This is a genomic window from Sphingomonas sp. Leaf407, from assembly GCF_001425385.1.
GTDB lineage: Bacteria > Pseudomonadota > Alphaproteobacteria > Sphingomonadales > Sphingomonadaceae > Sphingomonas.
In genome coordinates this window covers 149237-163418 of the sequence record NZ_LMQO01000006.1, presented here as the reverse complement: position 1 = coordinate 163418, position 14182 = coordinate 149237, and the positions used below count along the sequence as shown (strand labels likewise).

12 protein-coding genes are annotated in these 14182 nt (G+C 69.2%); 6 read left to right on the top strand and 6 right to left on the bottom strand.

The window, feature by feature from the left end; translation table 11 throughout:
- Window positions 1-95: 95 nt before the first annotated feature.
- The 5 genes from gspD to gspG form a co-directional block, all read right to left on the bottom strand.
- Complete coding sequence (gspD, locus tag ASG37_RS16355) at window positions 96-2132, bottom strand: type II secretion system secretin GspD (protein WP_235525304.1); 2037 nt, start codon at window positions 2130-2132, stop codon at window positions 96-98.
- Between the two features lie 10 nt (window positions 2133-2142).
- Entirely contained in the window at window positions 2143-2904 is a 762-nt protein-coding gene (locus ASG37_RS16350; protein WP_235525298.1) for a type II secretion system protein N, read from the bottom strand.
- Between the two features lie 2 nt (window positions 2905-2906).
- Window positions 2907-3401 (bottom strand): type II secretion system minor pseudopilin GspI, encoded by a 495-nt coding sequence (gspI, locus tag ASG37_RS16345; protein ID WP_268795753.1) that lies wholly within the window; start codon window positions 3399-3401, stop codon window positions 2907-2909.
- Window positions 3398-3898, bottom strand: coding sequence for a prepilin-type N-terminal cleavage/methylation domain-containing protein (locus ASG37_RS16340; RefSeq protein WP_268795752.1), 501 nt, complete (start codon window positions 3896-3898; stop codon window positions 3398-3400). The genes gspI and ASG37_RS16340 overlap by 4 nt, the downstream gene beginning before the upstream one ends.
- Window positions 3899-3972: 74 nt before the next feature.
- On the bottom strand, window positions 3973-4425 hold the full coding sequence (gene gspG, locus ASG37_RS16335) for a type II secretion system major pseudopilin GspG (protein WP_268795708.1): 453 nt from the start codon (window positions 4423-4425) through the stop codon (window positions 3973-3975).
- A gap of 67 nt (window positions 4426-4492) precedes the next feature.
- Between gspG and gspL the strand changes: the two genes are divergently transcribed.
- The 5 genes from gspL (at window position 4493) to glsA (ending at window position 10041) form a co-directional block, all read left to right on the top strand.
- Entirely contained in the window at window positions 4493-5575 is a 1083-nt protein-coding gene (gene gspL, locus ASG37_RS16330) for a type II secretion system protein GspL (protein ID WP_162233483.1), read from the top strand.
- On the top strand, window positions 5572-6066 hold the full coding sequence (gene gspM / locus ASG37_RS16325; protein ID WP_055762853.1) for a type II secretion system protein GspM: 495 nt from the start codon (window positions 5572-5574) through the stop codon (window positions 6064-6066). Before gspL ends, gspM begins: the two co-directional genes overlap by 4 nt.
- Entirely contained in the window at window positions 6063-7544 is a 1482-nt protein-coding gene (locus ASG37_RS16320) for a GspE/PulE family protein (RefSeq protein ID WP_055762850.1), read from the top strand. Before gspM ends, ASG37_RS16320 begins: the two co-directional genes overlap by 4 nt.
- A gap of 127 nt (window positions 7545-7671) precedes the next feature.
- Entirely contained in the window at window positions 7672-8898 is a 1227-nt protein-coding gene (locus tag ASG37_RS16315; RefSeq protein WP_055762847.1) for a type II secretion system F family protein, read from the top strand.
- 231 nt (window positions 8899-9129) lie between these two features.
- Window positions 9130-10041 carry a glutaminase A gene (gene glsA / locus ASG37_RS16310; RefSeq protein WP_235525297.1) on the top strand — a complete coding sequence of 304 codons (912 nt, stop codon included), beginning with the start codon at window positions 9130-9132 and terminating at the stop codon, window positions 10039-10041.
- Between the two features lie 9 nt (window positions 10042-10050).
- Here the strand turns inward: glsA and ASG37_RS16305 are convergent, their stop codons facing one another.
- Entirely contained in the window at window positions 10051-11382 is a 1332-nt protein-coding gene (locus tag ASG37_RS16305; RefSeq protein WP_055762844.1) for an amidohydrolase, read from the bottom strand.
- Between the two features lie 489 nt (window positions 11383-11871).
- Between ASG37_RS16305 and uvrB the strand changes: the two genes are divergently transcribed.
- Window positions 11872-14076, top strand: a complete 2205-nt coding sequence (gene uvrB, locus ASG37_RS16300) for an excinuclease ABC subunit UvrB (protein ID WP_055762840.1) — start codon at window positions 11872-11874, stop codon at window positions 14074-14076.
- Window positions 14077-14182: the final 106 nt, after the last annotated feature.

The window sequence follows — 14182 nt, the reverse complement described above, 5'->3', positions numbered from 1 at the left end:
CGGTGCGATCGAGCCTCGATCGACAGCATTCGCGGAGCAGTGGACCCCGGAACGGGTCCGGGGTGACGTCGGGGTGGGGCGAGCGACCGCCCCCCTCAATAAATCCCGTCGATCTCCAGCGTCAGGCGCGGGGCGGGCGGGTTGAGGAGCAGGCTGCGCTTTTCGCCCTGTAGCACTTCCTCGCCGCGCAGCCGGTCGTAGCGTGCCTTGGCCGCTGCCGAGGCGTCGGCGCCGTCGCGCAGGATGGTGGGTTTGAGGAACACGAACAACGTGCGCTTCTCGCGGATTTCGCTGCGGCCCTTGAACAGTTCGCCGAGGATCGGGATGCTGCCGAGCACCGGCACCTGACTGCGCACGCGGTTGTAATCGTCGCTGGTCAGGCCGCCCAGCACGATCGTCTGGCCGTTGTCGGCGAGGACCGTCGTGGTGGTCGAGCGCTTCTGGGTGATGAGGTCGGCGGCGGTGCTGAGCTGCGTCGCCGACAAGGCCGAGGCTTCCTGACTGACTTCCAGCCGGATCGTGTCGCCGGCGTTGATGCGCGGAATGACGCGCAGCGTGATGCCGACGTCCTTGCGCTCGATGGTGGTGTACGGATTGGCGGTGCCGTTGCCGGTCAGGATGGAGCCCGTCACGAACGGCACTTCCTGCGCCACCACCAGTTCGCCCAGCTTGTTGTCGAGCGTGGTGATCTGCGGGGTCGAGAGCAGGTTCGCCTTGGTCGAGGTGCTGAGCGCCTGCACCAGAATCGAGAAGTCGTTGCCGATCGACACATTGCCGGTCAGCCCGCCGGTCAGCAGTCCGGCGGCGGGCACGCCCAGCAGGCTCAGGATCTGGCCAAGCGACGCGCCGGCGTTGCCGAACGAGGTGCCGACGCCGCTCACCTGATTGAGCGCCGCGCCGGCGGTGCCGATCTGCACCGCGAGCTGTTCGGCGTCGCGGCCCGAAATCTCGACGATCGCGGCCTCGATCAGTACCTGCGGGCGGCGCACGTCGAGGTCGGGGATCAGCCGTTCGATCTGGGCGATGGCGGTGGGGGTGCCGCGCACGACGACCGCGTTGATGTCGGGCGCGGGCTGCACGGTGATGTCGGGGGTGGTGAAGCCCTGCGGCGTCTGGGTCGGCTGGTTCTGGCCGATCGTGGCGGTGCCGCCCGACGACGTGCCGCCGCCCGCCGCTGCCGCGAGCCCGGCGGCGCTCGCCCCGCCGTTGGCGATCAGGCCGGACAGCGCCGCACCGGCGTTGTTGCGCTGCGACATGGTCGACAGGCTGCGCGCGACCGGGTTGGAGGCGGATTGCTGCTGGCCGAGGATGCCGCGCAGCACTTCGGTCACGCTTTCCGAATCGGCGTAGTTCAGCCGGAACACACGGGTCGCCATGCTGGCACTGCCGCCGCGCGCGTCGAGCGACTGGGCGATGCGGCGCGCCTCGGCGACGGCGGCCGGCGTGCCGCGCACGAGGATGGTGTTGCTGCGCGCATCGCCCGCGACGCGCGCGCCGCCTTCGCCCAGCACGCCCTGCATCGTTGTCGCGATGTCGGCGGCGTTGCCGTTCTGGAGCGTGATGGTGGTGAAGGTCGATCCGCCGCCGCCGTCGAGCGAGCGCGCGAGCGCCTCGATCCGGCGGACGTTGTCGGCATAGTCGGTGACGACGATCGCGTTGGGCTGTGTCAGCGGTTCGACGCTGCCGAAGCTGGCGACGAGCGGGCGGACGATCCGCGCGGCATCGGCCGAGGGGACGTTGGACAGGCGCACCATCCGCGTGGTGAGTTCCTGCCCGCTGACGCCGCGCGCGCGCACCCCACCGTCGCGCACCGCATTGGCCTGCGGAATGATCCGCCATGCCGCACCCGACCGCACGGCGGCGAAGCCGTTGGCGCGCAGCACCGACTGGAACAGTTCCCACACCCCGGCGGGCGAGAGGGGTTCGGCCGACGTCACCGTCACCTGCCCCTTGACGCTGGGGTCGAGGATCAGCGTGCGGCCGGTGATGCGGCTGATCTGGTCGGCGACGTCGGCGATCTCGACGCCGCGCATGTTGACGACGATGTCGGCGGCCTGCGGCGATTGCGCGAGGGCAGGCGACAGGCTGGTCGCGGCGAGGGCGAGGATGGCGATACGGAGCGGGTGACGCACGGGAATAGCCTTAGCGAAGGGGAACGGTGACGGTGATCGGTTTGCCGTCGCGCAGGATGGTGACTTGGGCCTGCCCCGACGTGCCGGCGCTGGCGATGGCGGCGTTGACCGCCGATGGGTCGGTCATGGCCGCGCCGTTGACCGACTGGACGACATCGCCGCTGCGCATACCCGGCGGGGCATTGGCCCCGATCGCATAGCCGCCGGCGACCGGCGTGGCGTTGAGCCGCGAGAGGACGGCCTGCGCGGTCGGTGCCGGCGGGGCGGCGGGGGCACCGGAGGCGGGTTGCGCCGGGGCCGCGCCGGGGGCCGGGGTCGCCTGTCCGAACGGATCGGGGAAGGCGAGGAATTCGAGCCGGCCGGCGTTGTTCAGAATGATGCGGTCGCGCCGGATCTCGGTGATCGCCGCCCCGGCCACGGCGTCGCCGACGCGGTAGGGTTTGGGCGGTTCGGCCCCGATCGCGACGAACGCGACCGACAGTTCGGCGGGGCGGGCGGAGACGACGCCCTTCAGCACCGCCTGAATGGTCGTTGCGGCGGTGGCGTCGGCGGCGGTCGGGCTGCCGAACGGGTTCCACGCGATGGCAGGCCCGGTGTCGACCACGACCGCGCGGGCGCGGGCGTCGGAGGGCAGGGTGATCGCGCCGCTGTCGGCATGGCCGGCGATCCGCCAGACCAGCCCGGCAAGCGCGATCGCGACCGAGACGATGGCGACCCCGGCGAGGATGTCGAGCGCGCGGGTCGTGTCGCGCAGGCGGAGGCGTTCGATCACGATCATGCCCCGTCCCCGCGCAGGAAGCCGTCGAGCCGCGCGAGCGGCGCGCTTTCCCCGGCGGCCGCGACGGTGATCGTCACCCGGTCGAGATCGGGATCGGCGGTGGCCACGCGGCTCACCGCGACGTTCCAGTTGCGCCCGAGCATGTCCACCTGTTCGCCATTCGCCTCGGGCGTCCCTACTTCCAGATCGGCGAGCCGGTTTTCGGCCACCCACATCGCGATCGCACGCCGTTCGACGCCGCGGGTCGAATCGATATGCTGCTCGACCGCGCCGATCAGCCCTACCGTGGCGATCGCCAGTACCGCCAGCGCGACCATCGCCTCTATCAAAGAAAAGCCGGACTGGGCGGGGTTGCCCCCCTCCCTGCGAAGGGAGGGGTCGGGGGTGGGTTGGCCCGCGAGGAAACGCTGGCACCTGCCCCGGACCGACCCACCCCCAACCCCTCCCTTGTCAGGGAGGGGAGTCAATAAAGCTGGATGACCGGCCGTCACGACGCCACCTTCACCGCATGCGCGGTGATGCCGTCATAGTCGACCTGCCATGTCTGGTCGCCGCCGGTGATCGTCGCCGACAGCGGCTGGCCGGTGCCGTCGACGCCGAGGATCACCGGCGGGGCGACCGACACCGTCATCGCCATGCCGCCGGGCAGTTTGTGGAACGCCAGCGCATCGTCGGTGCGCGGCACGAGACCCTTTGCCCCCATCTGCGCGAAGCCATAGCCGTGCGGTTCGATGGTGAAGGCGATCAACTGGTCGCCGAGCATCGCGTCGTCGGCCGCCGCCTGCAACCGCGTCGCCAGCCGCCGCGCCTCCGCCTCGACGTTGGGCGCGCGGGTGGCCGAGCCGATGCCGAGGCTGACCGCGCCCGCCGCCACGCCGATGATCGCGAGGACGATCAGCATTTCGATGAGCGTCATGCCGCTCTGGGCGTGCTCCCTCGTCACTCCCGCGCAGGCGGGAGTCCATAGCCGCTGACGGTCGCGATTCATGCGCGACGCCGGCGTGTATGGATTCCCGCCTTCGCGGGAATGACGACCATGGGGTACGAGGCGATGGGCGTCGCTCAGCGTGTCGTGCCGTCAATATCGGCGTCGAGGTCGGTGCCGCCGGGCTTGCCGTCCTTGCCGAGCGACTTGATCGCGAAGCGTCCGCCGGTCGATTCGTAGACATACGGGTTGCCCCACGGGTCCTGCGGCATCTGCGACAGATAGCCGTCGGGCGGATAGGCACCCGGGACCGGCGGCTGCGAAGGCTTTTCGACCAGCGCCTTCAGCCCCTGCGTCGTCGTCGGGTAATCGCCGTTGTCGAGCCGGTACATTTTCAGCGCGGCGGAGATCGACTTGATGTCGGTGCCCGCCGTCGTCACCCGCGCCTGATCGGGGCGGTTGATGACGTTGGGGACGATCAGGGCGGCGACCAGCGCGATGATCGCCAGCACGACGATCATCTCGACCAGCGTCAGGCCAGCCTCACGGTCAGGGACAGAAACCTTGCGGGCGGCGGGGTTCGCGGCCAAGGTGTCACGAAACTTTCGGAATATGATGCGCATCCACGCCCCAATGCGTCCCCACGATGAAGCCATTGTGACAATCGAACCCGCCCCCGCCGGTCCGGCCGCCGGCGTGTGGGCGATCGCCGGCGGCCGCGCCATAGTAGTCGATGCCGCCGGACCCGCAACCTTGCTCGTGCCGAGCGAGTCGGTGTTGCTGCTCGGCGTCGACCTGCCGCTGCCCAGTCGGGCGAAGCGGCTGGCGGCGCTGCCCTTCGCGATCGAGGACCGCATCGCCGATCCGATCGACGCCGTGCATCTGGTGCTGGGCGGGGCGATCGGCGACAAGCGCTATCTGGTCGCGGTGGTGCGCCACGCGGTGATGGCCGAATGGATCGCCATCGCCGAAGCCGCCGGGATCGGCGGGGCGGCGTTCGTGCCCGACGCGCTGGTGCTGCCGGCCCCGGTCGAGGGGTGGAGCGTCGATCTGCGCGACGGCCGTGCGCTGGTGCGCGCGGCCGACGGCACCGCCTTTGCCATGGGGCAGGCGATGCTGGTCGCGGCGTGGAGCGCGGCGGGCAAGCCGGCGGTGCAGGCGAGCGGCGATCCGCTGCCGGAAGCGATGGCGGGGCAGGGCAGCGCCTTTCCCGCCGCCGCGCTGCCCGAACGGGTCGCGGCGGCGCCGATCGATCTGCGGCAGGGCATCTATGCCCGGCGACGCGGCGCGTTGCCCAGCACCGCGCGCAAGGTGGCGATGATCCTCGGGCTCGCCGCGCTGGCGCATGGCGTGATCGGCATCGCCGATACGCTGATGCTCCAGCGGATCGCCGAACGGCGACAGGCGGCGCTCCAGCAACTGGTCGTGACGACCGCGCCCGGCGTTCCCACCGGCGGCGATGATTTCGCGACGCGGGTCGCCGACCTGTTGCCGCGCGCCAATGGCACCAACCGCTTCGTGCCGCTGCTGTCGCGGGTGGGCGGGGCGTTGACGCCGATCGGCGCGACGCTGATCGTACGCGGCATGACGTTCGAGGGGAATGCGCTGACCATCGAGTGCGAATCGCCCGAGACCGGCATGGCCGACCGGGTCCGCGCCGCGTTGTCCGCCGCCGGCATCGCCGCGCAGGTCGCGAACGGCCCCGGCGGGGCCTTGCGCATCGTGGCGAGGGGGGCATGATCGTGGTGCGACGCAATGCCCGGATCGAGGCGGCGCTGGCGCGGTTCGACGGCTGGTGGCAGGGACTGACCGGCCGTGAGCGGGTGCTGGTCGGCACGCTGGCGGTGCTGATCGCCGGCACGGTGCTGGTGTACGGCGTGGTGAAGCCGGTGCAGGCGGCGCGCGCGCAGGCCCGCGCCGACATTCGTCAGGCCGAGACGCTGATGGCGCGCATCCGCGCCGCCGGGCGGCTGGAGGCGGCACCGCCGACGGTCGCCGCGGGCACGCCGCAGACGATCATCACCAACGCCGCCGCCGCGCAGCAACTGCAACCGGCGATCGCGCTCGGGGCCACGGGGATCACCGCGACGCTGACCGACGCGCCCTATCCGGCGGTGGTGACGTGGCTGAGCGAGGTCGCGCGCACCAGCACGATCGGGATCGAACGGGTGGCGATGCAGCGCGGATCGGCATCGGGCCGGGTCAACGCCACCATCGGGTTCCGCCCATGACCGACACGTTGCTGCGCGCCGAACCGGTGCGGCTGCCCTATGGCTATGCGCGCAAGGGCGGCGTGCTGATCCGGCTGGGTGCGGCCGGCATGGAGTGCCTCCACCGCGCCGATGCGACGCTCGATGCGATGCTGGAGGTGCAGCGGGTGGCACCCGGCGTGCCGTTCGTCGCGGTCGCCGACGCGGCGTTCGATGCCGCGCTCCAGGCAAGCTATGGCGGCAGCGCCACCACCGCCGCCGACATCGAACTGGCCGAAACCGATCTGGCGGCGCTGGCCGACAGCGCGGCGGCGGTCGACGACCTGCTCGACGCGCGCGACGATTCGCCGGTCATCCGCCTCATCAACGCGCTGCTCTTGGAAGCGATCAAGGAAGGCGCGTCCGACGTGCATGTCGAGACGCAGGAAAAGCGCCTCGTCGTGCGCTTCCGCATCGACGGCGTGCTGCGCGACATCGTCGAGCCGCCGCGCGCGCTCGCCCCCTTGCTGGTCAGCCGGATCAAGGTGATGGCCAAGCTGGACATCGCCGAGCGGCGCACGCCGCAGGATGGGCGCGTCACGCTGCGCATCGGCGGGCACGACGTCGATGCGCGCGTTTCGACCATGCCGACGCAGCATGGCGAGCGGGTGGTGCTGCGCCTGCTCGAACGCGGCGGCATGGCGCTCGACCTCGCCAGCCTCGGCATGTCCGAACGTGACGAGGCGGTGTTCGGCCGGCTGCTCGAACGCCCGCACGGGCTGTTGCTCGTGACCGGGCCGACCGGCTCGGGCAAGACGACGACGCTCTATACCGCGCTCACCCGGCTCAACGATCGCCGCCGCAACGTGATGACGGTCGAGGACCCGATCGAGTACGAATTGGCCGGGATCGCGCAGACGCAGGTCAATCCGCGCACCGACATGACCTTTGCACGCGGCCTGCGAGCGATCCTGCGGCAGGACCCCGACGTCATCATGGTCGGCGAGATCCGCGATCAGGAGACGGCGCAGACGGCGGTGCGATCGTCGATGACCGGGCATTTCGTGCTGTCGACGCTCCACACCAACACCGCGATCGGATCGGTCACGCGGCTGATCGACATGGGGGTCGAACGCTATCTGCTGGCGCCGATGCTGGTCGGGCTGGTCGCGCAGCGGCTGGTGCGGCGGCTGTGCCGCGAATGCGCGTGGCAGGACCGCGCGACCGAGGCGGACAGCGTGTTGCTGGGCGGGGCGATCAAGCCGGGCAAGAAGCTGTGGCGCAAGGGTGGCTGCGAGGCGTGCCATAACGAGGGCTATCGCGGGCGGGCCGGGCTGTATGAAGTCGTGGCGGTCGATGACCGGTTGCAGGCGATGATCCACAACGGCGTCGCCGAAGCCGAACTGGAACGCGCCGCGCGGCTGACCAACCCCGCGCTGCTCGACGACGGCGTCGCCAAGGTGAAGGCCGGCATCACCACCGTCGAGGAGGTCGCGCGCGTGGTGCGCGACGAGGCGTGACGATGGGGCATGTTCCGGCATTCCCGCGCAGGCGGGAGCCCATACACGCTGACGTCACGATTCCAGCCGATACGGTAGCGGTTATGGATTCCCGCCTTCGCGGGAATGACGAGAGGGCGAGCACGCGATGACCGCCTATGCCTATCGCGCGGCGTCGCGCAGCGGGGCGACCGTCAAGGGCGTGATCGAGGCGTCGAGCCCCGCCGCCGCCCGCGCGGCCTTGCGCGAACGCGGCGAATTGCCGCTGTCGGTCGAGGAAGCGGCGGAGAAGGGGCCGAAGCTGGGCGGCGTCCAGTTGCCCCGGCTGTTCCGGCGCGGCGTGTCGTCCAAGGCGCTGGCGACATTGACGCGACAGATTTCGACGCTGGTCGGGTCGGACATTTCGATCGAGGAATCGCTGCGCATCGTCGCTGGACAGGCCGACAATGCGGCGGTCGAGGCGCTGCTGCTCGACGTGCGTGCCGCGATCCTCGACGGACGCAGTTTCGCACAAGGGCTGGCGCGGCACCCCAAGGCGTTCCCGGAATTCTATCGCGCGTCGGTGGCGGCCGGCGAACAGTCGGGGCGGTTGCCCGACGTGCTCAGTCACCTCGCCAATTTCGTCGAGACGCGGCAGGCCAATGGCCAGAAGATGCAGTTGGCGCTGATGTATCCGGCGCTGCTCGCCACCGTCAGCTTCGGCATGATGGTGCTGCTGATGGTCTATGTCGTGCCCGACATCGTCCGGGTGTTCGTGTCGCGCGGGGCGGAACTGCCGTTCCTGACGCGGGCGCTGATCGCGCTGTCGGCGTTCATCCAGAACTACGGGTTGTATGTCGCGATCGGCGCGCTGGTGCTGGTGCTGGTCGGTGCGCGCTGGTGGAAGGTGCCGGGCAACCGGCTGCGGCTCGACCGGCGGCTGGCGACGCGCGCGCCGTTCCGCCGGTTCAGCCGGCAGCACAACGCCGCGCGCTTCGCCGGGAGTCTCGCGACGCTGGTCGGCAGCGCGGTGCCGCTGGTCGAGGCGCTGCACGCCGCCGCCGCCGTCACCCCCAACCGCTTCGTGCGCGACAAGGCGCTGACCGTCGCCGCGCGGGTGCGCGAGGGACTGAGCTTGCGCGCGGCGATGGCGGAGGCGGAAATCTTTCCGTCGATGCTGGTCGCGATCGTCGCCTCGGGCGAGACGTCGGGGCGGCTGGCCCCCGCGCTCGACCGCGCGTCGGGCGAACTGGAGCGCGAACTGGATGCGCTGGTCGCGACTTTGGTCGCGCTGGTCGAGCCGATGGTGCTGTTGCTGATGGGCGGGCTGGTGCTGATGATGGTGCTGGCGATCCTGCTGCCGATCATCAACCTCAACAATCTGGTGACGATCTGAGCGCCATCGATATTGGCGCGCGTCCGACAAAGCTTCGTCATTCCCGCGCAGGCGGGAGTCCATAAACGCTGGCGTTTTAGTTCTATCGATGAGGTCAGCGTATATGGACTCCCGCCTGCGCGGGAGTGACGATGGGATCGATGGGTGCCGATGGTGGCACCAACCCCGGTTCGCGTGACGACGCGCGGCATGCTACCGCCGCCTCACCGCTTGCAAATCAAGGAATTGCCCGTGACCGATCTCGCCCGCATCGTCGCCGAGGTGACGGAGGAGATCACCGCCAACGCCGCGACGATCGAAAAGGCCGCTGCGCCCGACCTCGACTATGGTCCGGACTGGTTCGCCATGGCGGTGGCGACCGCCGACGGCGCGGTGCATCACGGCGGCTATGCGCATATCCGCTTTCCGCTCCAGAGCATCGCCAAGGTCTTCGCGCTGGAACTGGCGTTCGAGGCGGTCGGCGACGGGGTGTTCGACCGGGTCGGGCGCGAGCCGTCGGGCGATCCGTTCAATTCGATCGTCGACCTCGAACGCAACAAGGGCGTGCCGCGCAATCCGTTCATCAACGCCGGCGCGCTGGTGGTGTGCGACATCCTTGCCGAACATCACGGCGGCGATCCCCGCACGGTCGTCGATTTCGTCGGGCGCGAGGCGGGGGTGGCCCATGTCGTGCTGAACGACGACGTGCTGGCGACCGCGCGCGACAGCGGCGACCTGAACCGGGCGATGATGAGCTTCGCCAGGCATCACGGCAATCTGCGCTGCGCCATCGATACGGTGATGGAAGGCTATGCCCACCAGTGCGCGATCGAACTCGACTGCCGCGCGCTGGCGAAGGCCGGGCTGTTCCTCAGCCGCACCGCGCGGACCGGCGACGAGGGCGACGACGCGCGCGCCAAGCGGATGCGGCGCGTGCTATCGCTGATGATGACCAGCGGGCAATATGACGGGTCGGGCGACTTCGCCTATCGCGTCGGCCTGCCCGCCAAGAGCGGGGTGGGCGGCGGCATCCTCGCCATCGTGCCGCAGGTCGCGTCGATCGCCGTGTGGTCGAACAATCTCGACCGACACGGCAATTCGATCCTCGGCGTCCGCGCGCTGGAGCTGCTGGCGGACAAGGCCGACTGGTCGGTGTTCGGGTAGGGCGGGGCGTTACTGCCCCGCCGCTCCCGGCCCCAACAGGTCGAGCACCGCCGCGGTCATCGCGATCGTGCCGGTGACGATCGCCGGTTCGGCCGCCACCTTGAACAGCGGCGAATGGTGCGAGGGCACCGCCGGCCCGCCGTTCTGCGCCGCCAGGATGTCGCGGGCCGGCGTGCCGCCGACAGCGAAATAATAGCCCTTCACGCGCATGTCGGGCTGGACATAGGCGGCGAAATCCTCCGCGCCCATGCCGGTCTGTTCGAACGGCACGACATTACCCGCGCCCAGCGTCGTCGCCATCACCGCGTTCAACCGCCGGGCGAGCGCGGCGTCGTTGATCGTCGTCGGCGTGCCCTCGATCACCTTCACCACCGGCATCTTGTCGGCCGGCATGCCGTTCAGCGTGCCGATGCCGGCCGCGACGCGGCGGATGCCGTCGAGCAACTGCTTGCGCGTGCCCTCGTCGTTGGCGCGCACCGTCACCTGCAGCTTCGCCTCGTCGCTGATGATGTTGTGTTTCAGCCCCGAATGGAACGAGCCGACGGTGATGACACCGGGTTCGAGCGGCTGGCGTTCGCGGCTGATGAGGCCCTGCAAGGCGATCACGAGTTGCGAGGCCATGTAGACCGGGTCCTTGCCGGCATGCGGGCTGGCGCCGTGCGCGCCGATGCCGGGGACGGTGATGTCGACCGAATCGGACGACGAATACTGGATGCCCTCCGATGCCGAGACCTTCCCGGTTGGCAGGCCGGCGGCGACGTGGAACGCCAGCGCATAGTCGGGCCTCGCGAAGCGCGAGTAGAGGCCGTCGGCGAGCATCGCTTTCGCACCCCCGACGCGCTCTTCGGCGGGCTGGACGATGAACACCACCGTACCTTTCCACCGGTCCTTCAGCGCGGCCAGCCGGCGGGCGGTGCCGACCAGCGACGTGATGTGGGTGTCGTGGCCGCAGGCGTGCATCACCGGCGCCTCGACCCCGTCGACGCCGACCTGCCGCGCCTTGCTGGCGTTGGGCAGGCCGGACTTTTCCTCGACCGGCAGGCCGTCCATGTCGGCGCGGACCAGCACGGTCGGGCCGGCACCGTTCCTCAAGACGCCGACGACCCCGGTGCCGCCGACGCCGGGCGTCACCACCATGCCGGGGACGGCGCGCAGCTCGGTCGCCATGCGCTCGGCGGTCTTGACCTCCTTGAACGACAGTTCGGGGTTGCGGTGGAACCAGTCCCACATTTGCCCCAGCGACGCCTGATAATCGGTACGCACCGCGCCTGCCCAGTCGGGTTCGGCGGCGGCGGGCGTGGCGGCGAGCAGGCAGGCGGCGGTGGCGATGAGCTTGCGCATGATGTGGGTCCCCTTGTGCGGCGCAGGCTATCGGCTTTGGGGCGTGTGTCGAGGGGGTTTTGGTTCACGCGAAGGCGCGAAGGGCGCGAAGGAGAAGGTTGGGTTCACGCGGAGGCGCGGAGACGCGGAGGAAGAAGTAGAAGGGTTGTTCGCGCAGAGGCGCGGAGGCGCGGAGGAGGTTGCGCGATCGGCGAGCATCCGGCCCACCACCATCGTCACCCCAGCGAAGGCTGGGGTCTCCCGGTCGTATGGCGCGCGCCTCGCCGCGGGAGATGCCAGCCTTCGCTGGCATGACGGTATCCGGCGGGAGACATTCCACTGCTCCTGAGCCGCGCCGCCGTTCCGCGCATAAAACCTCCTCCGCGCCTCCGCGCCTCTGCGCGAACCCAACCTTCTTCTTCGCGCCCTTCACGCCTCCGCGTGAATCAATCCAGACCCCACCCGACGAGGATGTTGCCGTCCCGTTCCGCGTCACCCATATTCCGGTACATGGCGATCACGATCCGCACCGACCTGTCCGAGCCCGAAACCGGACAGACCTTCATCCCCCACCGGCCCAGCCGGCCGGCGAAGGTCGATGCCGGCAAGCGCTTCGTCATCAAGTCCGAGTACGAGCCCGCCGGCGACCAGCCGAGCGCGATCCGCGAACTTGTCGCGGCGGCGCGGGCGGGGGAGCGCGATCAGGTGCTGCTGGGCGTCACCGGTTCGGGCAAGACCTTTACCATGGCCAAGACGATCGAGGAACTGCAACGCCCCGCGCTGATCCTCGCGCCGAACAAGATCCTCGCCGCGCAGTTGTATGGCGAGATGAAGTCGTTCTTTCCAGACAATGCCGTCGAATATTTCGTCAGCTATTACGACTATTACCAGCCCGAGGCCTATGTCGCGCGGTCGGACACCTATATCGAGAAGGAAAGCTCGACCAACGAGGCGATCGACCGGATGCGCCATTCCGCCACCCGCTCGCTGCTCGAGCGCGACGACGTCATCATCGTCGCGTCGGTGTCGTGCCTGTACGGCATCGGATCGGTCGAAACCTATTCGGCGATGATCTTCGACCTGAAGAAAGGTGACGTGGTCGACCAGCGCGAGATCGTGCGCAAGCTGGTCGCGCTGCAATACAAGCGCAACGACGCCGCGTTCCAGCGCGGCAATTTCCGCGTGCGTGGCGACAGCCTCGAACTCTTCCCGTCGCATTATGACGACAGCGCGTGGCGGATCACCTTCTTCGGCGACGACATCGAGGAGATTACCGAATTCGATCCGCTGACCGGCAAGAAGGTCGCGAACCTCAATTCGATCCGGGTCTATGCCAATTCGCACTATGTGACGCCCGGCCCGACGCTGAAACAGGCGGGCGAGGCGATCAAGCACGAGCTGGCCGAGCGGCTCAAGGAACTGGTGATGGAGGGCAAGCTGCTGGAGGCGCAGCGGCTGGAGCAGCGCACCAACTTCGACCTCGAAATGATCGCCGCCACCGGATCATGCGCGGGGATTGAGAATTACAGCCGCTTCCTGACCGGGCGCCTGCCCGGCGAACCGCCGCCCACGCTGTTCGAATATCTGCCCGAAAGCGCGCTGCTGTTCGTCGACGAAAGCCACCAGACGATCGGCCAGATTAACGGCATGTCGCGCGGCGATCACCGGCGCAAGATCACGCTGGCCGAATATGGCTTCCGCCTGCCCTCGGCGATCGACAACCGGCCGCTCCGCTTCAACGAATGGGACGCGATGCGCCCGCAGACCGTCTGCGTCTCGGCAACGCCGGGCAGTTGGGAGATGGAGCAGACCGGCGGCGTGTTCAGCGAACAGGTCATCCGCCCGACCGGCCTCATCGATCCGCCGATCACGATCCGCCCGGTCGAGGAACAGGTCGACGATCTGATCCACGAGGCCAAGGAGACGGCGAAGAACGGTTATCGCACGCTCGTCACCACGCTGACCAAGCGCATGGCCGAGGATCTGACCGAGTTCATGCACGAGGCGGGCTTGAAGGTCCGCTACATGCACAGCGACGTCGAGACGCTGGAGCGGATCGAGCTGATCCGCGACCTGCGCATGGGCGTGTACGATGTGCTGGTCGGCATCAACCTGCTGCGCGAGGGATTGGACATTCCCGAGTGCGGGTTGGTCGCGATCCTTGATGCGGACAAGGAAGGGTTTTTGCGCAGCGAAACCTCGCTGATCCAGACGATCGGCCGCGCCGCGCGCAACGTCGACGGGCGGGTGATCCTCTATGCCGATCGCATGACCGGCAGCATGGAGCGCGCCATCGCCGAAACCGACCGCCGGCGTGAGAAGCAGCGCGAATATAACGAGGCGCACGGCATTACCCCCACGACGATCAAGCGCCAGATCGGCGACATCATCGCCGACGTCGCCTCGCGCGATCAGGTGACGGTGGAGATCGACGACGACGGCCCGCGCCACATGGTCGGCCACAATTTGCGCAGCTATATCGAAAGCCTCGAAAAACAGATGCGCGAGGCGGCGGCGAACCTCGAATTCGAGACGGCGGGGCGGCTGCGCGACGAAATCCGCAGCCTCGAGAACGAGGAACTCGGCCTGCCCGCGTCCGAACACAAGGCGCCGATCATGGGCCGCTCGAACGAGGGCAAGCCGGGCACGCGCAAGACGCGCTACGGCAAGCAGAAGGCGATGCGCATGGCCGGCGGCGGCGGGCGGGGGCGGTAGGAACGGTCGGCGTTGCTCCCCTCCCTGGAAGGGAGGGGCTGGGGGTGGGTCGGCCGGTTGTGGAAAGCGTACCTTCCCTCGCGGACCTACCCACCCCCAAACCCCT

Coding starts and splice junctions, on each gene's coding strand:
- ASG37_RS16320 (WP_055762850.1), top strand. CDS start 6,063: ATGACCGACACGTTGCTGCGCGCCGAACCGGTGCGGCTGCCCTATGGC.
- ASG37_RS16305 (WP_055762844.1), bottom strand. CDS start 11,382: ATGCGCAAGCTCATCGCCACCGCCGCCTGCCTGCTCGCCGCCACGCCC.
- uvrB (WP_055762840.1), top strand. CDS start 11,872: ATGGCGATCACGATCCGCACCGACCTGTCCGAGCCCGAAACCGGACAG.
- ASG37_RS16340 (WP_268795752.1), bottom strand. CDS start 3,898: ATGAATCGCGACCGTCAGCGGCTATGGACTCCCGCCTGCGCGGGAGTG.
- gspM (WP_055762853.1), top strand. CDS start 5,572: ATGATCGTGGTGCGACGCAATGCCCGGATCGAGGCGGCGCTGGCGCGG.
- ASG37_RS16315 (WP_055762847.1), top strand. CDS start 7,672: ATGACCGCCTATGCCTATCGCGCGGCGTCGCGCAGCGGGGCGACCGTC.